A 20,160-nucleotide genomic window follows, 5' to 3' on the forward strand; every position below is an offset into this window, starting at 1 on the left:
CGTTGCGGACGGCGGGCGGCGGGCCCGACGCTGGTCGAGCACTGACCGAACGACCCACGGGGATCCATCGCCATGACCAAGCTCCGCACCGCACTCGCCACCGCCGCGGCGGCCGCCCTCGGCCTCGCGGCCCTCGCCACCGCCCCGGCGCAGGCCGCCGCCCTGCCCGCCTTCCTCGCCGCCGCCCAGATGCCGCCGTCCTCGACGCCGTGGACCGCCACCCAGATCTTCACGGGCGTCCCGGAGAACGGCGGCGCCCTCTGCGCCCCGTACAAGATCCCGGCGCAGAACACCCGCTACCGCGAGTTCAGCACCGAGCTCGACACCAACGGCGTCCAGATCACCACGGTCGCCCGCACCGAGGCCGACGCCGTGAAGATGGTCGACACCCTCCGCAAGGCCCTCGCCGGCTGCGGCACCCTCCTCGAGCAGCAGAACCCGGGCCTGAAGGCCGTCAGCGCCTCCCACGGCAGCGTCGCCGTCGAGGAGGGCGCCTGGGTCTACAGCCTGGACACCGCCGACCCGCAGATCGGCAACACCGACATCCACCTGTTCGCGGTGGGCCGCGACGGCCGCACCGTCACCTACGTCCGCTGGGGCCAGATGGGCGACCTCAAGGACGCCCCGCTGACCGCCTTCAAGACGACGACGAAGACCGCCGTCAACAAGCTCTACTGACGCGCCGCTCGCCGGCCCAGCGCGAACCACAGCTCCATCCGGACGTCCGGGTCGTCGAGGTCCCGGCCGAGGAGCGCCTCGCAGCGCGCGATCCGCTGCCGGACGGTGTTGCGGTGCAGGCCCGTCGCCACCGCCGTCCGGTCCCAGCTGCCGTGCAGCGAGAGCCAGACCCGGAGGGTCTCGGCGAGCGACTCGGTGAGCGGAGCGAGGAGGACACGGGTGTACGCGGCGGCCTCGTCCCCGTCCACCAGGGCGTCGAGGCCGCCCGGCCGGTGCCGGACCAGGGCCGCCCGGCCGGCCACCGCCCGCCGCAGCGCCCGTCCGGCCTGTGCGTCGGCGGCGGCCAGCTCCGCGGCCTCGACGGGCGCGGAGATCCCGAGCGTCCACCCGGCCTGGGCGACGACCTCGGCGGGCGAGGGCAGGAGGAGCCGGACGACGTCCGGCCCCGCGTCCACCAGGTCCGTGCCCAGGGCCGCGGCCAGGCCCGCCGCCGCGAACGGGGTGCCGTCGCCGCCCCGCGCGTGGACCACCGTCCACGGGCCCGGGCCCAGCGCGCCCGCGACCTCCGCCGGGGGCGCGCCCAGGAGGAGCCGGACCAGGGCCCCTTCCCGTACCGTCGCGTCCGCGCCCCGGTGGGGGGCCGTCAGGAGCGAGAGCAGGACCACCGCGACCCCCGCGACCGTGTGGTCGCCGGGCCCGCGCCGCTCCGTCGCCACGCCGAGCGCGAGGCCCTCCCCGCCGCCGAGCGCGTACGCGGCGAGCCGCAGCCCGCCGCCGTCGCCGCTCGCCGACGCGGGTCCACGGGGCGCGGCCTCGCCTGCCGGGTCCCGTCCCGGGCGCCGTCCGACGACGCCCGCGAGCTCGCGCAGGGCCGTCGCCGCCTCGGCGGGGACCTCGCGGCCGGCCGCGAGGGACGCCGTGCCGTCCGCCGCGAAGAGCACCGCCCGCCCGCCGAGCCGGGACGCGAGCGCGCCGAGGACGGCGGGGACCGGCGCGGGCCGGGCCGCCGCCGTCGCCAGGGCCTGCTGGGCCTCCGTCACCCGGCGCAGCTCGTGCAGCCTGGCCTCCGCCATCAGCCGCCACAGCGCGCGGGCCACGGCCGCGAACGGGGTCCGGGGAGGGACCTCGACGAGCGGCAGGCCGTGCCGGGCGCACGCCTCGACCAGCTCCGCCGGGACCGTGTCGTAGACCGGCGTGACCCCGAAGCCGAGCGCCGCCGCCCCCGCCTCCACCACCCGCTCCACGAACCGCGCCGGATCGGTCAGCTGCACGCCGGCGGTCAGGAGGAGCTCGCCGCCGAGGAGGTACGGGTACGGGTCGGCCATCTCCGAGGTGTGCACCCAGTGCAGCGGGACGTCCTCGGGCCCGGCGAGCAGCCGGAGGCCCAGGTCGGGCCGGCCGAGGAGCGCGGAGAGGGGGACGGGCGGCGCCGGGGGAGTGGGGGCGGGTTCCGGGGAGAACGCGGACGTGGGCGTGGGCATGGGTCTATTCGTACACTCCCCGCCCGTACAGTGGAGGAAGTATCCACTTCAATGTCCCTTTCGGGGCACTTACTGTCGAGCCCGACCCACCGGTCGACCGACACATCCCCCAGGAGGCCCCGGCCATGAGCAGCAGCGACCAGAACACCCCGCGCGGCCCGATCGACTCGTCCCGCGTCCCGCGGTACGCCGGTCCCGCGACGTTCGCCCGGCTGCCGCGGCTCGACGAGGTCGGCACCGCCGACATCGCCGTGGTCGGCGTCCCCTTCGACAGCGGCGTCTCCTACCGCCCCGGCGCCCGCTTCGGCGGCAACGCCATCCGCGAGGCCTCCCGCCTGCTGCGCCCGTACAACCCGGCGCAGGACGCCTCCCCGTTCGCCCTCGCGCAGGTCGCCGACGCCGGTGACATCGCCGCGAACCCGTTCAACATCAACGAGGCCGTCGAGACGGTCGAGGCCGCCGCCGACGAGATCCTCGGCACCGGCGCCCGCATGATGACCCTCGGCGGCGACCACACCATCGCGCTGCCCCTGCTGCGCTCGGTCGCGAAGAAGCACGGCCCGGTCGCCCTGCTCCACTTCGACGCGCACCTCGACACCTGGGACACGTACTTCGGCGCCGAGTACACCCACGGCACGCCGTTCCGCCGCGCCGTCGAGGAGGGCATCCTCGACACCGAGGCGCTCTCCCACGTCGGTACGCGCGGCCCGCTGTACGGCAAGCAGGACCTCACCGACGACGAGAAGATGGGCTTCGGCATCGTCACCTCGGCCGACGTCTACCGCCGCGGCGCCGACGAGGTCGCCGACCAGCTGCGCCAGCGCATCGGCAACCGCCCGCTGTACATCTCGATCGACATCGACTGCCTCGACCCGGCCCACGCGCCCGGCACCGGCACCCCCGAGGCCGGCGGCATGACCTCGCGCGAGCTCCTGGAGATCCTGCGCGGCCTGTCCTCCTGCAACCTGGTCTCCGCCGACGTCGTCGAGGTCGCCCCGGCCTACGACCACGCCGAGATCACCGCCGTCGCCGCCTCGCACACCGCGTACGAGCTGACGACGATCATGAGCCGCCAGATCGCGGCGGGCCGCGCGGCCGACGCGAAGTAGCCTCGGGAGGGCCGGGGGCCACCGCACAGGGACCCCGGCCCGCCCGTTCGCCCGGTTCGCCCGCCCGCCGAGCCACGCCCCGAGGGACCTCATGACCCACGACCACGACCTGGTGCTCCGGCCCACCGCCGCGCAGACCGAGGCGGCCCTGAACCCGCCGCCCGGCCGCATCGGCGGCGACCTCGTCGTCGAGACCCTCGCCGGGCTCGGGGCGACCACCGTCTTCGGTCTCCCGGGCCAGCACGCCCTCGGCATGTTCGACGCCCTCCGCCGCTCCTCCCTGCGGTACGTGGGGCTGCGCGTCGAGAACAACGCGGGCTTCGCGGCCGACGCGTACGGCCGGATCACCGGCGAGGCGGCCCCGCTGCTGCTCTCCACCGGGCCCGGCGCGCTCCTGTCGCTCGCCGCGCTCCAGGAGGCGGCCGCGGCCTCCGCGCCCGTCCTCGCGATCGGCAGCCAGATCCCGGAGGCCGGGCTCGGCGGCGGGCGCCACGGCTACCTGCACGAGCTCCGCGACCAGCAGGCCTCGTTCCGGGACGTCGTGAAGTCCGTCCACCTCGTCCGGACGCCCTCCCAGATCCCGTCCGCGATCGCGGCGGCCTGGGAGTCGGCGCTGACCGCCCCGCACGGGCCGGTCTGGGTGGAGATCCCGCAGGACGTCCTCACGGCGGAGACGATCCTCCCCGTCGTCACCGCGATGGACGCGACGCCCGAGGAGGCCGCGCCGCGCCCCGAGCTGACGGCGCTCGCCGCCCACCTGCTCACGAACGCCGAACGGCCCGCGATCATCGCGGGCGGCGGAGTGGTCCGCTCCGACGCCTCCGGCAAGCTGCGGCAGCTCGCCGAACGCCTCTCCGCCCCCGTCGTCACGACCTTCGGCGGCAAGGGCGCGTTCCCCTGGAACCACCCGCTGTCGCTCCAGTCCTGGCTGGAGGACCGCCACACCACCGAGTTCCTGGAGGACGCCGACGTCCTCCTGGTCATCGGCTCGGGCCTCGGCGAGATGTCCTCGAACTACCGGACCTTCGCGCCGCGCGGCCGCGTGATCCAGATCGAGGCCGACGCGGGGAAGCTGGAGTCCAACTACCCGGCCCTCGGCATCCACGCCGACGCCCGCCTCGCCCTCCAGGCGCTCCTGGAGACGGCCGGCCCGCGCGAGGACCCGACCGCCCCCGAGCGGGTCGCGGCCGTCCTCGGCAAGGTCAGGGACCGGATCGACGCCCAGGGCCTCGACCTGGAACAGCGGGTCGTCGCCGCCGTCCGCGAGGCGCTCCCGGCGCGGGCGCCGAGCTTCTGGGACATGACGATCCTGTCGTACTGGGCCTGGTCGGCCTTCGACGCCCGGCACCCGAACACCATGCACTCCGCCCAGGGCGCCGGCGGCCTCGGCTACGCCTTCCCCGCCGCCCTCGGCGCGGCCGTCGCCGACCCCTCGCAGCCGGTCCTCGCGGTCTCCGGCGACGGCGGCGCGATGTACTCGATCGCGGAGCTCGCGACGGCGAGGCAGTACGGGCTCGACGTGACGTGGCTGATCGTCGACGACGGCGGCTACGGCATCCTCCGCGAGTACATGACCGACGCCTTCGGCGCGACCACCGGCACCGAACTCACCCGCCCCGACTTCGTCGCCCTCGCCGAGTCCTTCGGCGTCCCCGCGACCCGCACCACCCCGGAAACCCTGCCCACGGACCTGGCGAAGTCCCTCGCCACCCCGGGCCCGTCGGTGGTGGTCCTCCCGGCCCTCCTGAGGATGTTCGAACCGACCCACCTGTGACCCGGGCGCGCCCTTCCTCACGCAACCCTCCCGGCTCTGCGCGAGTCCTCCTCCTCACGGGGACCGGCGCGGAGCCGGTCGTGCGACGCGAGGGGGAAACCGTGGCACGGGGCGCCTGGGAGGTCCTGAAGGAACTGGTCGTCGAAACCGTGGGCGAGGCGATCCTGTCGGTGGTGGCGATCCTGGCGGTGGTGGGCCTGGGGCTCGCCTTCGTGTGGGGCATGGGCGCCAACCCCGTGCTGACCCTGGCGGTCGTCGGGATCGTCGTCCTCCTCACCGCCTACGGCGGCTGGGTGCTGCTCCGCCGTTCGAAGCGCACGGGCCGGGGGCGCCTGGCGACCGTCTCCGTCGTCGTCTTCGTGACGGTGGCCGTCCTCGGTTACTACGGGTACGGGACCCTGCTCCTGTGAGGCGCCCCGCGCCCCCCTGGTCCTAGGACCGCAGCCCGAGTTTTGTGAACGCGGGATGAAATGGCACGTCGGCCGTGTTGGGGCTTCCGGTAGAGCAGGACGGACGGGAGGCCACTCGTGGCGGCGGTGGGGCAGAAACAGGCGGCGGAACGGCAGCAGGGGTGGGCGCGCAGGCTCACGGGGTACGCGTGGCGGTACAAGGCGAACACGCTCCTCGCGCTCGGCTCCTCGCTCCTCGGCATGGCCGTGCTCGCGCTCGTGCCGCTCGTCACCAAGGTGATCATCGACGACGTCATCGGGACGAAGACCCGGTCCCTCGCCACCTGGACGGGGCTGCTCCTCGGCGCCGCCGTCCTCGTCTACGCGCTCACGTACATCCGCCGCTACTACGGCGGCAAGCTGGCCCTCGACGTCCAGCACGACCTGCGCACCGACATGTACGGGACCATCTCCCGGCTCGACGGGCGGCGGCAGGACGAGCTGTCGACGGGGCAGGTCATCGGCCGCGCCACCAGTGACCTCCAGCTCATCCAGGGCCTGCTCTTCATGCTCCCGATGACCATCGGGAACATCCTGCTCTTCCTCATCTCGCTGGCCGTCATGGCCTGGCTGTCGATCCCGCTGACCCTGGTCGCGCTCGCCGTCGCCCCCGCCCTCTGGTTCATCGCCAAGCGCAGCCGTACCCGCCTGCACCCCGCCACCTGGCACGCCCAGCAGCAGGCGGCCGCCGTCGCCGGGGTCGTCGACGGGGCCGTGACCGGCGTCCGGGTCGTCAAGGGCTTCGGCCAGGAGGACCAGGAGACCGGCAAGATCCGCGAGGCCGGGCGGAAGCTGTTCGCCGGACGGCTGCGGACGATCCGGCTGAACGCGAAGTACACCCCCGCCCTCCAGGCCGTCCCCGCCCTCGGCCAGGTGATCGTCCTCGCGCTCGGCGGCTGGCTCGCGCAGCGCGGACAGATCACCCTCGGCACCTTCGTCGCCTTCTCCGCCTACCTGGCCTCCCTCGTCGGCCCGGTCCGCATGCTCGCCATGGTCCTCACCGTCGGCCAGCAGGCCCGCGCCGGCGTCGAGCGGGTCCTCGACCTCGTCGACACCGAGCCGGCCATCGAGGACGGCACGAAGGAGCTCCCGGCCGACGCGCCCGCCACGGTCGAGTTCGACGACGTGTCCTTCGCGTACCAGGACGGGCGCCCCGTCCTCGACGGGTTCTCGCTCGCGATCCGGCCCGGCGAGACCGTCGCCCTCGTCGGCTCCTCCGGCTCCGGCAAGTCGACCGTCTCCCTCCTCCTGCCCCGCTTCTACGACGTCGGCCACGGCGCCGTCCTCGTCGGCGGCCACGACGTCCGCGAGCTCACGCTCGACTCGCTGCGCGCCGCGATCGGCCTCGTCCCGGAGGACTCCTTCCTCTTCTCCGACACCGTCCGCGCCAACATCGCGTACGGCGTCCCGGACGCGACCCAGGAGCAGATCGAGACGGCCGCGCGCGCCGCGCAGGCGGACCGTTTCATCACCGAGCTCCCCGAGGGGTACGACACCAAGGTCGGCGAGCACGGCCTGACCCTCTCCGGCGGCCAGCGCCAGCGCGTCGCCCTCGCCCGCGCGATCCTCGCCGACCCCCGGCTCCTCCTCCTCGACGACGCGACCTCCGCGATCGACGCCAAGGTGGAGCACGAGATCCACGAGGCCCTGAAGTCGGTCATGGCGGGCCGTACGACCCTGCTCATCGCCCACCGCCGCTCCACCCTCGGCCTCGCCGACCGCATCGCCGTCCTGGACGGCGGCCGCCTCTCCGACATCGGCACCCACGAGGAGCTGGAGGCCCGCTCCGCGCTCTACCGGCGCCTCCTGACCGACCCCGACGAGCTGGGCGCCGTCTCGCCCGGCCACGTGCTCCCCACCGAGGCCCCCGAGGACGCCACCCTGCGCGCCGAGCTCGACGCCGAGTTCGACGCCGAGCGGGGCATCACCCCGGCCCTCTGGGTACGGGAGGACGGCGCCGCCGGCCCGGAGAGCAGCGCCCCCGGGGCCACGCCCGAGCTGCTCGCCGCCGTCGAGGCCCTGCCGCCCGCGAACGACACCCCGGACGTCGACGAGGCCCGCGCGGTCTCCCCGGAGGACACCTACGGCCTGCGCCGCCTCCTGCGCGGCTTCGGGCTCCCGCTGCTCATCAGCCTCGGTCTCGTCGCCCTCGACGCGGGCATGGGCCTCCTGCTGCCGGTCCTGATCCGGCACGGCATCGACGAGGGCGTGAACCGGCTCGCGCTCGGCGCCGTCTGGGCGGCCTCCGCGCTCGCGCTCGTCACGGTCCTCGTCCAGTGGGTCGCGCAGACCGCCGAGATCCGGATGACCGGCCGCACCGGCGAGCGCGTCCTCTACGCCCTGCGCCTGAAGATCTTCGCCCAGCTCCAGCGGCTCGGCCTGGACTACTACGAGCGCGAGCTCACCGGCCGGATCATGACCCGGATGACGACCGACGTCGACGCGCTCTCGACCTTCCTCCAGACGGGTCTGGTCACCGCGTTCGTCTCCGTCGTCACCTTCTTCGGGATCATGGTCGCGCTGCTCGTGCTCGACCTCCAGCTCGCCCTGGTCGTCTTCGCGACCCTCCCGGTCCTCGCCGTCGCCACGTACTTCTTCCGCCGGTCGAGCGTGAAGGCGTACGAGCTGGCGCGCGAGCGGATCAGCGTCGTCAACGCCGACCTCCAGGAGTCCGTCTCCGGCCTCCGGATCGTGCAGGCCTTCCGCCGCGAGCGGGCGGGCGTGGAGCGGTTCGCCGCGCGCAGCACCGAGTACCGCGAGGCGCGCGTCCGGGGCCAGTGGCTGATCTCGGTCTACTTCCCGTTCGTCACCCTGATCTCCTCGGTCGCGGCGGCGGCCGTGATGATCGTCGGCGCGAACCGCATCGAGGCCGGCACCCTCACCACCGGCGCGCTCGTCGCGTACCTCCTCTACATCGACCTCTTCTTCGCCCCCGTCCAGCAGCTCTCGCAGGTCTTCGACGGCTACCAGCAGGCCGCCGTCTCCCTCAAGCGCATGCAGGAGCTCCTCCAGGAGCCGACCTCGACGGCCCCGGCCGCCGAGCCCCGGGACGTCCGCGCGCTGCGCGGCGAGATCGCCTTCGAGGACGTGTCGTTCGCGTACAACGGCGAGAACGGCGGCGAGGAGAACGCCCTCAGCGGCGTCGACCTGCGGATCCCCGCCGGGCAGACCGTCGCCTTCGTCGGCGAGACCGGCGCGGGCAAGTCCACCCTGGTCAAGCTGGTCGCCCGGTTCTACGACCCGACCGGCGGCCGGGTCACCGCGGACGGCACCGACCTGCGGGAGCTCGACCTGACCGCGTACCGCCACCGGCTCGGTGTCGTCCCCCAGGAGGCGTACCTCTTCCCCGGGACGGTCCGCGACGCGATCGCGTACGGCCGTCCGGACGCGAGCGACGCCGAGGTGGAGGCGGCGGCCCGCGCGGTCGGCGCCCACGACATGATCGCCACCCTCGACGGCGGCTACCTCCACGAGGTGGCCGAGCGCGGCCGGAACCTGTCGGCCGGTCAGCGGCAGCTCATCGCGCTCGCCCGCGCCGAGCTCGTCGACCCGGACGTGCTGCTCCTCGACGAGGCCACGGCGGCCCTCGACCTCGCCACCGAGGCGCAGGTCAACCAGGCCACCGAGCGGCTCGCCGGCCGTCGGACGACCCTCGTCGTCGCCCACCGTCTGACGACGGCCTCGCGCGCGGACCGGGTCGTGGTCATGGACCACGGGCGGGTAGCCGAGGACGGCACGCACGACGAGCTGCTCGCCCTGGGCGGGCGGTACGCGGCGCTGTGGAGCGCGTTCATCGGAGAGGCCGAGGAGGCCGAGCCGGAGCGCGTCTGACGTCACCCGCCAGCGCCACGAGCCCCCGGAAGCAACCATTCCGGGGGCTCGTGCGTCGTACGCCCGTACGACGCATCGACATGCCTGGGAGGGGTCCCATGACCGAGGACACGCCTGACGCACCGCCGCACCACCTCCGCCGCCGGCTGCTCACCCGTGTCCTCGGACCGCTCCTCGCCGCCCTCGCGCTGCTCCTCGTCCCGCTGCCCGGCCTCGGCTCCGGCGGCTCTGGCGGCTTCGGTCCCGGCGCCGGGACGGCCGAGGCCGCCTCCGTCTGCCAGGGCCGCCCCACCAAGACGTACGCCTTCGCCACCGGCGAGCTGCGGCTCTACCGCACCCGCCACTACGCCTGCGCCGTGACCGTCGCCAAGGGCCCGTCCGCCCGGCGCGCGATGACCGTCTCCCTCCAGCCGCGCGGCGGCCGACCCGCCGTGAAGGCGGGGAAGTTCGCCCGTCAGGCGGGCCCCGTCACCGTCCACGCGCTCAACCGCTGCGTCCGCGCGTACGGTTCGGTCGGGGGCAGGAGCAAGTCCACGCCCTGGATCCTCTGCTGAAGCACAGGAAAGTCCAAAGGTAAGGAGCGTTTTGCTCTGGCGGTCCGCACCACGACCCCGCTAGGTTCGCGTCACCGTTGTGAACCAAGGGGAGGACGCATGCGCAAGTCGCTCGGATGGCTGGTGTCGCTTTCGGTGCTCATAGGCACCGTCGGCTCCACGGGCGTGGCCACCGCCGCGGACACGGAGACCGACGCCACGGCCGTCGCCGACGCGCAGTCCGCGCAGGCGCAGAGCGCGGACATCAAGGACCGCATCCTGGCGATCCCCGGGATGAGCCTGATCGAGGAGAAGCCGTACGCCGGTTACCGCTTCTTCGTCCTGGAGTACGAGCAGCCGATCGACCACCGGCGCCCCTGGGCGGGCACCTTCAAGCAGCGGCTCTCGGTCCTGCACAAGGACACCGAGCGCCCCTCCGTCTTCCGCACCAGCGGCTACGGACTGAGCACCACGCCGAGCCGCGCCGAGCCGACGCGGATCATCGACGGCAACCAGATATCCATGGAGTACCGCTTCTTCACGCCGTCCCGCCCGCAGCCGGCCGACTGGTCGAAGCTCGACATCTGGCAGGCGGCCAGCGACCAGCACCGCATCTACCAGGCGCTGAAGAGGATCTACGGCAAGAACTGGCTGTCCACGGGCGGCTCGAAGGGCGGCATGACCGCCACGTACTACGAGCGCTTCTACCCGCGGGACATGGACGGCGTCGTCGCCTACGTCGCCCCGAACGACGTGGTGAACAAGGAGGACTCGGCCTACGACCGGTTCTTCGAGAACGTCGGCACCGAGGACTGCCGCAACCGCCTCAACGCCATGCAGCGCGAGGCGCTCGTCCGCCGTGAGCCGCTGGAGAAGAAGTACAAGGAGTGGGCCGCCGCCGAGGGCGCGACCTTCAACACGATCGGCTCGCTCGACCGGGCGTACGAGGCCGTCGTCCTCGACTTCGTGTGGGGCTTCTGGCAGTACTACGGCGAGAGCGTCTGCGCCGAGATCCCGGACGCGGCGACCGCGACCGACGACGTCGTCTACGAGACGATCGACGCGTACTCCGGCTGGTCCGCGTACACCGACCAGGGCCTCGACTACTACACGCCGTACTACTACCAGGCGGGCACCCAGCTGGGCGCGCCCACCATCCAGCAGCCGCACCTGGACGGCCTGAGCCGCTACGGCTACCAGCCGCCGCGCAACTTCGTCCCGGGCGACATCCCGATGAAGTTCCAGCCGCAGGTCATGCGGGACGTCGACGACTGGGTCCGCAAGAACGCGCACCACATGCTCTTCGTCTACGGCCAGAACGACCCGTGGGGCGCCGAGCCGTTCCGCGTCGACAAGGGCGCGCGCGACAGCTACGTCTACACCGCTCCGGGCATGAACCACGGCGCCAACGTCGCCGGTCTCGTCCCCGCCGAGCGTGACGCGGCGACCGCCCGCATCCTGGCGTGGGCCGGCCTGTCCGCCCCGGCCGTCCAGGCGGCGCAGCCGCTGGCGCGCTTCGACGCCCGGATCGACAAGAAGGTCGACGAGGACGTGGAGCAGGGGCACGGCCTGCGGCCGTAACCCCCTCTGCGCGTGAAGGTGCCCGGCGGTCCGTCGCAGACCGCCGGGCACCTTCGCGTGCGGGGCGCGCTGTCCCGCGTACGGCTACTCGTCGTACGACAGGCCGTGGCCCACCGGGTAGAGCACCCGCGTCGGGTCGTCCGCGCTCTGTATCGGGACGGGAAGGCCGCCGAGCGGCTTGGCGCGGCCGGCCAGGACGCGGACGGCGGCGCGGAGTTCGACGTCCGTCCAGGAGTAGCTGGCGAGCGTGGCCCGCTGGCCGTCGATCCGGGCGATGTCGTACGGGTTGCGGATGGCGACCGTCACGACGGGCACGCCGGTGGCGACGAGCCGGGCGACGAGGGTGCGCTGCGGGCTGGTCGCGGAGACGTTGTACGTGCCCACGACGACGAGGTCCTTCCCCGCCGCGGCCGCGACCGCCTCCTCGATCCGCGCGGCGGTCGGCGTGATGCCGGTGGAGAGCGCGGTGGCGGAGAAGCCGAGCTCGGTGAGGGCGCCCGCGAGGGTGGTGGTGGGCGGCCCGGTGGTGCCGGACGGCGAGGCCGGGTCGGCGCCGACGACGAGGACGGAGCCGTGCGAGGCGGGGGAGACCGGAAGGAAGCCGTCCTCGTTGAGGAGCAGGGTGGTCGTGCGCTCGGCGATCCGGTCGGCCTCGTCGAGGTGGGCCTGGGTGCCGACGGAACGGTCGACGCCGGCGGGGTTCACGTACGGCTGACGGAAGAGTCCCAGCTTCGTCTTGAGGCGCAGGATCCGCAGGACCGAGGCGTCGAGCCGCTCCTCGGTGAGCTCGCCGTCCTTGACCGCCTTGAGGACCGCGTTCCAGGCGACGTCCAGCCGGGGCGGGTTGAGCAGCTGGTCCACACCGGCCTTGAGCGCGAGGACGGGGACGCGCTCGTCGCCGTACTTGGTGCGGACGCCCTCCATGCCGAGCGCGTCGGTGACCACCACGCCGTCGTAGCCGAGCTGTTCGCGCAGGATGCCGGTGAGGATGGGCCGGGAGAGCGTGGCCGGGTCCTCGCTGGGGTCGAGGGCGGGGACGACGATGTGCGCGGTCATGATCGAGTCGATGCCGGCGGCGATCGCGGAGACGAACGGAGGGGCGTCGATCTCGGCCCACTGCTCGCGGGTGTGGGTGATGGTCGGCAGGCCGTAGTGGCTGTCGACGGCGGTGTCGCCGTGGCCCGGGAAGTGCTTGGACGTGGCCGCGACACCGGCCCGCTGGTACCCCTTGACCTGGGCGGCGACGAGCCCGGCGACGGCCTTCGGGTCGGAGCCGAAGGAGCGGACGCCGATGACCGGGTTGGCCGGGTTCACGTTGACGTCGGCGACGGGGGCGTAGTTCTGCCGGATGCCGACGGCGGCGAGCTCGGTGCCCGCGATCCGGGCGGCGTTACGGGCGTCCGCGTGCGAACCGCCCGCGCCCAGCGCCATCGCCCCGGGCAGCAGGGTCGCGGGCTCGCCGACGCGGCAGACGATGCCGTGCTCCTGGTCGGTGGAGATGAGCACGGGAAGCGGGGTCGGCCCGGCGAGCGCGGCGCGCTGGATGCCGTTGGAGAGACCGGCGATCTGGTGCGGGTCGCGGGTGTTGTGGGCCCAGGCGAAGTAGATGATCCCGCCGACGTGGTACCGCTCGACGAGCTCGGCGGCGGTGCGGACGCCGATCTCCTTGAGGTTGGCGTCGATGTCGGCCTGGTCGGGTGCCGTCGCGGAGTGCCCGTACACCCGCATGACGAACAGCTGGCCGACCTTCTCCTCCAGGGACATCCCGTCGATGATCCGCCGGAGCCGGTCGTCGGGACGGGCCTGGGCGAGGGGGGCGGCGACTCCGGTGACAGCCGCGGCGGCGGCGGCCGCGGTCACCGCGAGAAGGGTGCGACGCTGCACTGGTGCTCCTTCCGGCCGTGCGTGTGGTGGTGAAGGAAACTTCCAAGGGGTCACGGATATCCGGAAAATAACTGCCAGGTCAAGGATGTGCGCAGGATTGGCGGGTCCGGGACCTCAGTCGGCGGCGGCGATCGCGGGCCAGAGCTCCTGGAGCGTACGGACCGCCTCGCGGATCGCCGGCCGCCGTGCCGCACCCGTACGCCACATGGCGTGCAGCCGCCGCGTCGGCACCGGGTCGAGCCGCACCGGCGTCACCTCCGGCGGCAGCGTCCCGCGCCCCAGGCGCGGGACGAGCGCGATGCCGAGACCGGCCGCGACCAGCGCGACCTGGGTGTGGTTCTCCTCCGCCTGGTGGGTGATCAGCGGCTCGAAGCCCGTCGCCCGGAGCGTGCGCGTGAGCCAGTCGTGGCAGACCGTCCCCGGCGGCTGCGAGATCCACCGCTCGGCCGCCAGCTCCTCCCGGCGCACCGACTCCCGGGCGGCGAGGGGGTGGTCGCGGTGGACGAGGATGTCGCACCGGTCGTCGCCGATGACGGCCCGCTCGACCCCGGGCGGGGTCGGCAGCGGGGCGATGTCCCAGTCGTGCGCCACGGCCAGGTCGATCACGCCCCGCGCGACCAGGTCGACCGAGAGGTGCGGATCGACCTCGGAGAGACGGGCGTCGAGGTCGGGGTGGAGGCGGGCGAGCTCGGCGAGCGCGCGGGGCATGAGCCCGCGCGCCGCGCTCGCGAAGCAGCCGATCGCGAGCCGCCCGGCGGGCCGCCCGCGCCGCTCTTCGAGCCGCACCTCCGCCTGCTCGACGAGCGCGAGCAACTCCTGTGCTGTGTTGGCCAGTTGATGGGCCTCGTCGGTGAGCCGGATGCCGCGCCCGCTGCGCTCGACCAGGGTCGTCCGGGTCTCCCGCTCCAGCTTCGCGATCTGCTGGGAGACCGCCGACGGGGTGTAGCCGAGAGCGGTGGCGGCGGCGCCGACGCTGCCGTGGACGGCGACGGCGTGGAGGGCGCGGAGGCGGCCGAGATCGAGCACGGAAGCTCCTCTTCGATGAAGTGTTGCTTCATCCCACCATGAAGCAACCCGTGCTGGTGCTAAAGAGTGACCGGCGGCATCCTCGAAGGCATGCGCCCCGCCCACATCGCCCTCGCCGCGCTCGTCGCAGCGGTCTGGGGAGTGAACTTCGTCGTCATCGAGATCGGCCTCGACCACTTCCCGCCGCTGCTCTTCTCCGCCCTCCGCTTCCTCGTCGCCGCCCTGCCGGCCGTCTTCCTCGTCGGCCGCCCCAAGGTGGCGTGGAAGTACGTCGTCGGCGTCGGACTCGTCCTCGGCGTCGCGAAGTTCGGACTGCTCTTCACCGGCATGGACCTCGGCGCCCCGGCCGGACTCTCCTCCCTCGTCCTCCAGGTCCAGGCCGTCTTCACCGCCCTCTTCGCCTTCGCCGCCCTCGGCGAACGCCCCGGCCGCCGCAAGATCGCCGGCATGGCCGTCGCCCTCGCGGGCATCGGCGTCGCCGCCGTCGACGAGGGCGGCTCCGGCCCCCTCGCCGGCTTCGCCCTGATCGTCGCGGCGGCGGCCTGCTGGGGCGTCTCCAACGTCCTCACCCGCAAGGCCGCCCCGCCCGACGCCCTCACCTTCATGGTCTGGGTCAGCGTCGTCCCGGTCCTGCCGCTGCTCGCCCTCTCCCTCCTCCTGGAGGGCCCGGACCGCGACCTCGCCGCGCTGCGCGCACTCGACTGGACGGGGGCCGGAGTCATCGTCTACGTCGCCTGGATCACGACCGTCTTCGGCTTCGGCGCCTGGGGCCTGCTCCTCCGCCGCTACCCCGCCTCCTCCGTCGCCCCCTTCTCCCTCCTCGTCCCCGTCTTCGGGATGTCCGCGGCGGCGCTCTTCCTGGGCGAGGGCGTGAGCCCGCTGCGCTGGTGCGCGGCGGCGCTGCTCGTCGGGGGAGTGGCGCTGACCTCCCTGCCGGGCAGGACCTCGCTGCCGGGCGGGACGTCCCTGCCGGGCGGGGCGGTTAATCGGTCGACGGCCGAGGCGGCCCGGGTTACGGTGTCGCCCGCGCATGACCGCCCGTAGCGGTCGCCGTCACCGAGAGAGGCTCCCGCCCCGTATGACCTTCGAGAACGTCGTCGTCGACAGTGCCGAACCCGCCCCCGGCGCCCTGCTGCTGGCCGGAATCCCGGGAAGCGGGAAGTCCACCGTCGCGGCGGCGCTCGCCGCCCGGTTCACGCGGGCCGCGCACATCGAGATCGACCACCTCCAGGAGCTGATCGTCCAGGGCTGCCACTGGCCCAACCCGGACGGCGACCCGGAGGCCGACCGGCAGATCCTGCTGCGCGCCCGCAACGGCTGCCTCCTCGCGGACAGCTTCGCGACGGCGGGCTTCCTGCCGGTCTTCGACGACGTCGTCGTCCGCCGCTCCCACCTGGACTTCTACCGCGCCCACGTGAAGGCGGTCCCGCTCCACGTGGTGATCCTGGCCCCGGGCCCGGACAAGGCCTGGGAACGGAACAACGCCCGCCACAAGAAGCTCACGACGAACTGGGCGTTCCTCGACGAGGCCATGCGCGAGGAGCTCCTGACCGAGGGCGTCTGGATCGACAACGCGGAACAGACCGTCGAGGAGACGGTGGACGCGGTCCTGGCGGCGACGGGCCTGACGCCGGACAAGTAGCCGACGGCGGTGCGCCCGTCCCTCAGCCCTCGGAGCGCGGGAACCCGTCGGTCTTCACGACGATGTCCCGCCCTTCGAGGGGGAGGACGAGATCCTCGCCGAAGGCGATCTGTTCCTGCTCGTCGTAGGTGCCCCGGCGGGTCGGCCGGCGGTGGATCGTGCAGGTGTTGTCGGAGGGGTCGATGATCACGTAGAGCGGGATGGCGCACTCGGCGTACATCCGAAACTTCTTCTCGAAGTCGTTGTCTCGGGTGCTCCTTGAGACGATCTCCAGCACGGCCTCCAGGCTGTGCCACTCGTAGCGTCCTCGGCTGTTCAGGTCGGAACCAGGGGCGACGATGGCGAGATCCGGAGCGTAGCCGTACAGGCTGGACGGGAAGTCGATCATGACGTCCGAAAGGATCTCGCCATGGTCGGCCAGCTGCTGCTCGATCTGTGGCGCGGCCTTGAGGATGACCTTCCACTGCTCCCGCCCCCGCGGCGTCATGATGATCTTCCCGTCTGTGATCTCCACGCGGTAGCCGCCAGGCAGATTGGCGCCCTTCAACGTCTCCCAGGCGCTTCGAGTGTCCATCTCTATCGTCGTCATGCGGGCCTCCGTATGCCGTCACGTCCCACGATAGCGGCCGCCTACCCCCTCGGCCGGGCCGTCGATCCCCTGATCACCAGTCCGGCCTCCACCGTCTCCAGGCCCCCCGCCGGGGGCTCCTCCGCGCCCATCGCCAGGCGGCCCGCGTGGATGCCCGCCTCGTGGAGGGGCAGGCGGACGGTCGTGAGGGCCGGGACCGCGTCGACCGAGAACGGGAGGTCGTCGAAGCCCGCCACCGAGACGTCGCCGGGGATCGACAGGCCGCGCTCCCGCAGGGCCGCGCAGACGCCGAGCGCCACCGTGTCGTTCGCGGCGACGACGGCCGTCAGGTCCGGGTCGCGCGCGAGGAGTTCGGCCGTCGCCTCGTAGCCGGCGCCGCGGTCGTACGCGCCGTGGACCGTCGGCCCCTCGGGGACGCCCGCCGCCGCGAGCGCCTCGCGGTGGCCCTCCAGGCGGTGCCGGGTCGTCGTGCGGTCGGTCGGCCCCGCCGCGTACCCGATGCGCCGGTGGCCGAGTCCGAGCAGGTGCTCGGTCAGGCGCCGCGCGCCCGCGCGGTTGTCGAAGACGAGCGCCGCCGCGTGCGCGTCGCCGGCCGCGGGCGGCCGCCCGCACAGGACGACCCGCGTCCCCGCCTCCGCGAGCTTGGCGAGCTTGGCCGCCGTCGCCGCCAGGTGTTCGGGGTCCTCCAGGGAGCCGCCCATGAGGATGACGGCCGCGGCCCGCTGCCGCTGGAGCAGCGTGAGGTAGGTGAGTTCGCGCGCGGGGGAGCCGCCGGTGTTGCAGACGACGGCGAGTTTCTCGCCTCCGCCGCGTCCCGACGCGCTCTCCCCGATCGCGCTCTGCGCCGCGCTCGCCATGATGCCGAAGAAGGGGTCGGCGATGTCGTTGACGAGGACGCCGACCAGGTCGGAGGTCGCGGCGGCGAGCGAGCTCGCGGGTCCGTTGAGGACGTAGTCCAGTTCGTCGACGGCGCGGAGGACCCGTTCGCGGGTGGACGCGGCGACCGGGTAGTTGCCGTTCAGGACGCGGGAGACGGTCGCGGGGGACACCTGGGCGCGCGCGGCCACGTCCGCGAGGGTGACGGTCATCGTCTGCGTACCTCCAGCATCGTCTGCGTACCTCCAGAGCCCTTGTCGACCGTGATGTCGGCAGGCTAGCGTCATCTCCGATAGAAAGCGCTTTCTTTCGAAAGCGTTCATCTGCCGTCGAAGGCGTTTCGTCTGTCGTCGAGGGCGCGGCACACCGGGGAGAGGAACCTTCCGTGACACGCAGGACAGTCCGCATCGCCATGAACGGCGTCACCGGACGCATGGGCTACCGCCAGCACCTCGTCCGCTCGATCCTCGCCCTGCGCGAACAGGGCGGCCTCGACCTCGGCAACGGCGAGACCCTCTGGCCCGAGCCCGTCCTCGTCGGCCGCCGCGAGCACGCCCTGCGCGCCCTCGCCGAGCGCCACGGCCTCACCGAGTGGTCCACCGACCTCGACGCCGTCCTCGCCGACGACACGATCGACGTCTACTTCGACGCCCAGGTCACCTCCGCCCGCGTCGACGCCCTCACCAAGGCCATCGACGCCGGAAAGCACCTCTACACGGAGAAGCCCACCGCCGCCGACCTCGCCGGCGCCCTCGGCCTCGCCCGCCGCGCCACCGAGAAGGGCGTCAAGCACGGAGTCGTCCAGGACAAGCTGTTCCTCCCGGGCCTGCTCAAGCTCAAGCGGCTCATCGACGGCGGCTTCTTCGGCGAGATCCTGTCGGTCCGGGGCGAGTTCGGCTACTGGGTCTTCGAGGGCGACTGGCAGGACGCCCAGCGCCCCAGCTGGAACTACCGCGCCGAGGACGGCGGCGGCATCGTCGTCGACATGTTCCCGCACTGGGAGTACGTGCTCCACGAGCTCTTCGGCCGCGTCACGAGCGTCTCCGCGCACGTCGCCACGCACGTCCCGCAGCGCTGGGACGAGCAGGGCAAGCCGTACGCCGCCACCGCCGACGACGCCGCCTACGGCGTCTTCCGGCTGGAGGGCGGCGCGATCGCCCAGATCAACTCCTCCTGGGCGGTCCGCGTCCACCGCGACGAGCTCGTCGAGTTCCAGGTCGACGGCACCCACGGCTCCGCCGTCGCCGGCCTGCGCGGCTGCCGCGTCCAGCACCGCTCGGCCACCCCGAAGCCCGTCTGGAACCCCGACATCCCCGTCACCGAGTCCTTCCGCGACCAGTGGCAGGAGGTCCCCGACAACGCCGAGTTCGACAACGGCTTCAAGGCGCAGTGGGAGCTCTTCCTGCGGCACGTCGCGCTCGACGAGCCGTACCACTGGGACCTCCTCGCCGGCGCGCGCGGCGTCCAGCTCGCCGAGCTGGGCCTGAGGTCCGCCGCCGAGGGCCGTCGCCTCGACGTCCCGGAGGTGGCCCTGTGACGCTGCGCCTGCCGCTCCCGGACGGCTCCACGCGCGCGTACACCCCGCGTACGGAGCCGCTCGCGCTCGCCGCGACCGGCCCGCTGACCTCCCGGGCGGTCTTCTCCGCCGCGCACGTCGTCGCCGACCCGGGCGCCGACACGACCCCGGACTCGCCCGCCGCCGTCGACTGGGACGCCACCCTCGCCTTCCGCCGCCACCTCTGGTCCCACGGCCTCGGCGTCGCGGAGGCGATGGACACCGCGCAGCGCGGGATGGGCCTCGACTGGGCGGGCGCGGCGGAGCTGATCCGCCGCTCGGGCGCCGAGGCCAGGGCCGTCGGCGGACCGATCGCCTGCGGCGTCGGCACCGACCAGCTCACCGGGCCGGCGACCCTCCCCGAGATCCGGGCGGCGTACGAGGAACAGCTCGCCGTCGTCGAGGAGTCGGGCGCGCGGGCCGTCCTCATGGCCTCGCGCGCGCTCGCCGCCGTGGCGGCAGGCCCGGAGGACTACCTCGACCTGTACGGGCACCTGCTCCGCCAGGCGAGCGAGCCGGTGATCCTGCACTGGCTGGGCCCGATGTTCGATCCCGCGCTCGACGGCTACTGGGGCTCGGCGGACCTGGACGCGGCGACGGAGACCTTCCTCGACGTGATCGCGGCCCACCCCGACAAGGTCGACGGCATCAAGGTCTCGCTCCTCGACGCCCGTCGCGAGGTCGGGCTCCGCCGCCGCCTCCCGGAGGGCGTCCGCTGCTACACGGGCGACGACTTCCACTACCCGGAGCTGATCGCGGGCGACGAACAGGGCTTCAGCCACGCCCTCCTCGGCATCTTCGACCCGCTGGCGCCGCTGGCGGCGGAGGCGGTGCGCACCCTCGACACGGGGGACACGGAAGGCTTCCGCAAGATCCTCGACCCCACCGTCGCCCTCTCCCGCCACCTCTTCCAGCCCCCCACCCGCTTCTACAAGACGGGCGTGGTCCTCCTCGCCTGGCTCGCGGGCCACCAGGAGCACTTCACGATGGTCGGCGGCCTCCAGTCCGCCCGCTCGCTGCCGCACCTGGCGAGGGCGTACGAACTCGCCGACGGTCTGGGCCTGTTCCCGGACCCGGGGCTCGCGGAGTCCCGGATGCGCGCCCTCCTCACGGTGTACGGAGCCGGCCGGTGAACCTCGACCGCTTCAGCAT

General features: G+C 73.4%; 16 protein-coding genes. 11 read left to right on the forward strand and 5 right to left on the reverse strand.

Features of this window, described 5'->3' with window-relative positions; genetic code table 11:
• The first annotated feature begins 72 nt into the window (after positions 1 to 72).
• A complete protein-coding gene (locus ACFC0Z_RS17060) occupies positions 73 to 678 on the forward strand; it encodes a hypothetical protein (protein ID WP_376438107.1) in 606 nt (201 codons plus the stop codon).
• Here the strand turns inward: ACFC0Z_RS17060 and ACFC0Z_RS17065 are convergent.
• Complete coding sequence (locus tag ACFC0Z_RS17065) at positions 672 to 2,159, reverse strand: PucR family transcriptional regulator (protein ID WP_376438109.1); 1,488 nt, start codon at positions 2,157 to 2,159, stop codon at positions 672 to 674. The genes ACFC0Z_RS17060 and ACFC0Z_RS17065 overlap by 7 nt on opposite strands.
• 125 nt (positions 2,160 to 2,284) lie before the next feature.
• On the opposite strand from ACFC0Z_RS17065, the gene speB reads away from it, so the two are divergent.
• The 6 genes from speB (at position 2,285) to ACFC0Z_RS17095 (ending at position 11,436) form a co-directional block, all read left to right on the forward strand.
• The gene (gene speB / locus ACFC0Z_RS17070; RefSeq protein WP_376438111.1) at positions 2,285 to 3,268 is read left to right on the forward strand and encodes an agmatinase; all 984 of its coding nucleotides are present in this window, start codon (positions 2,285 to 2,287) and stop codon (positions 3,266 to 3,268) included.
• A gap of 91 nt (positions 3,269 to 3,359) precedes the next feature.
• Positions 3,360 to 5,042: a thiamine pyrophosphate-binding protein gene (locus tag ACFC0Z_RS17075; protein ID WP_376438113.1), complete on the forward strand. Its 1,683-nt coding sequence runs from the start codon at positions 3,360 to 3,362 to the stop codon at positions 5,040 to 5,042.
• 101 nt (positions 5,043 to 5,143) lie between these two features.
• The gene (locus ACFC0Z_RS17080) at positions 5,144 to 5,452 is read left to right on the forward strand and encodes a hypothetical protein (protein WP_376438115.1); all 309 of its coding nucleotides are present in this window, start codon (positions 5,144 to 5,146) and stop codon (positions 5,450 to 5,452) included.
• A 126-nt stretch (positions 5,453 to 5,578) separates the two neighbouring features.
• Entirely contained in the window at positions 5,579 to 9,322 is a 3,744-nt protein-coding gene (locus tag ACFC0Z_RS17085) for an ABC transporter ATP-binding protein (protein ID WP_376438117.1), read from the forward strand.
• Positions 9,323 to 9,420: 98 nt separating this feature from the next.
• Positions 9,421 to 9,876 carry a hypothetical protein gene (locus ACFC0Z_RS17090; RefSeq protein ID WP_376438119.1) on the forward strand — a complete coding sequence of 152 codons (456 nt, stop codon included), beginning with the start codon at positions 9,421 to 9,423 and terminating at the stop codon, positions 9,874 to 9,876.
• Between the two features lie 99 nt (positions 9,877 to 9,975).
• Positions 9,976 to 11,436: an aminopeptidase gene (locus tag ACFC0Z_RS17095; protein ID WP_376438121.1), complete on the forward strand. Its 1,461-nt coding sequence runs from the start codon at positions 9,976 to 9,978 to the stop codon at positions 11,434 to 11,436.
• Positions 11,437 to 11,520: 84 nt separating this feature from the next.
• Here ACFC0Z_RS17095 and ACFC0Z_RS17100 read toward each other — a convergent pair whose 3' ends face one another.
• Positions 11,521 to 13,320, reverse strand: coding sequence for a glycoside hydrolase family 3 protein (locus ACFC0Z_RS17100; RefSeq protein ID WP_376438122.1), 1,800 nt, complete (start codon positions 13,318 to 13,320; stop codon positions 11,521 to 11,523).
• A gap of 114 nt (positions 13,321 to 13,434) precedes the next feature.
• Positions 13,435 to 14,346, reverse strand: a complete 912-nt coding sequence (locus ACFC0Z_RS17105; RefSeq protein ID WP_376438124.1) for a LysR family transcriptional regulator — start codon at positions 14,344 to 14,346, stop codon at positions 13,435 to 13,437.
• 90 nt (positions 14,347 to 14,436) lie between these two features.
• Here ACFC0Z_RS17105 and ACFC0Z_RS17110 point away from each other — a divergent pair, with 90 nt between their 5' ends.
• Both ACFC0Z_RS17110 and ACFC0Z_RS17115 read left to right on the forward strand, forming a co-directional pair.
• Positions 14,437 to 15,390, forward strand: a complete 954-nt coding sequence (locus tag ACFC0Z_RS17110; protein ID WP_376439130.1) for an EamA family transporter — start codon at positions 14,437 to 14,439, stop codon at positions 15,388 to 15,390.
• Positions 15,391 to 15,424: 34 nt separating this feature from the next.
• On the forward strand, positions 15,425 to 15,988 hold the full coding sequence (locus ACFC0Z_RS17115; RefSeq protein WP_376438126.1) for an AAA family ATPase: 564 nt from the start codon (positions 15,425 to 15,427) through the stop codon (positions 15,986 to 15,988).
• Between the two features lie 22 nt (positions 15,989 to 16,010).
• On the opposite strand, the gene ACFC0Z_RS17120 is transcribed toward ACFC0Z_RS17115, so the two are convergent.
• On the reverse strand, positions 16,011 to 16,577 hold the full coding sequence (locus ACFC0Z_RS17120; protein WP_376438128.1) for a Uma2 family endonuclease: 567 nt from the start codon (positions 16,575 to 16,577) through the stop codon (positions 16,011 to 16,013).
• Positions 16,578 to 16,618: 41 nt separating this feature from the next.
• Entirely contained in the window at positions 16,619 to 17,665 is a 1,047-nt protein-coding gene (locus ACFC0Z_RS17125) for a LacI family DNA-binding transcriptional regulator (protein WP_376438130.1), read from the reverse strand.
• A 173-nt stretch (positions 17,666 to 17,838) separates the two neighbouring features.
• On the opposite strand from ACFC0Z_RS17125, the gene ACFC0Z_RS17130 reads away from it, so the two are divergent.
• Both ACFC0Z_RS17130 and ACFC0Z_RS17135 read left to right on the forward strand, forming a co-directional pair.
• Positions 17,839 to 18,990: a Gfo/Idh/MocA family protein gene (locus tag ACFC0Z_RS17130; protein ID WP_376438132.1), complete on the forward strand. Its 1,152-nt coding sequence runs from the start codon at positions 17,839 to 17,841 to the stop codon at positions 18,988 to 18,990.
• A complete protein-coding gene (locus ACFC0Z_RS17135; protein ID WP_376438134.1) occupies positions 18,987 to 20,141 on the forward strand; it encodes a dihydrodipicolinate synthase family protein in 1,155 nt (384 codons plus the stop codon). The genes ACFC0Z_RS17130 and ACFC0Z_RS17135 overlap by 4 nt, the downstream gene beginning before the upstream one ends.
• Positions 20,142 to 20,160: the final 19 nt, after the last annotated feature.

It is taken from the genome of Streptomyces sp. NPDC056144 (assembly GCF_042264145.1).
Taxonomy (GTDB): Bacteria; Actinomycetota; Actinomycetes; order Streptomycetales; family Streptomycetaceae; genus Streptomyces.

Coding starts and splice junctions, on each gene's coding strand:
- ACFC0Z_RS17060 (WP_376438107.1), top strand. CDS start 73: ATGACCAAGCTCCGCACCGCACTCGCCACCGCCGCGGCGGCCGCCCTC.
- ACFC0Z_RS17065 (WP_376438109.1), bottom strand. CDS start 2,159: ATGCCCACGCCCACGTCCGCGTTCTCCCCGGAACCCGCCCCCACTCCC.
- speB (WP_376438111.1), top strand. CDS start 2,285: ATGAGCAGCAGCGACCAGAACACCCCGCGCGGCCCGATCGACTCGTCC.
- ACFC0Z_RS17075 (WP_376438113.1), top strand. CDS start 3,360: ATGACCCACGACCACGACCTGGTGCTCCGGCCCACCGCCGCGCAGACC.
- ACFC0Z_RS17090 (WP_376438119.1), top strand. CDS start 9,421: ATGACCGAGGACACGCCTGACGCACCGCCGCACCACCTCCGCCGCCGG.
- ACFC0Z_RS17095 (WP_376438121.1), top strand. CDS start 9,976: ATGCGCAAGTCGCTCGGATGGCTGGTGTCGCTTTCGGTGCTCATAGGC.
- ACFC0Z_RS17110 (WP_376439130.1), top strand. CDS start 14,437: ATGCGCCCCGCCCACATCGCCCTCGCCGCGCTCGTCGCAGCGGTCTGG.
- ACFC0Z_RS17115 (WP_376438126.1), top strand. CDS start 15,425: ATGACCTTCGAGAACGTCGTCGTCGACAGTGCCGAACCCGCCCCCGGC.
- ACFC0Z_RS17120 (WP_376438128.1), bottom strand. CDS start 16,577: ATGACGACGATAGAGATGGACACTCGAAGCGCCTGGGAGACGTTGAAG.
- ACFC0Z_RS17125 (WP_376438130.1), bottom strand. CDS start 17,665: ATGACCGTCACCCTCGCGGACGTGGCCGCGCGCGCCCAGGTGTCCCCC.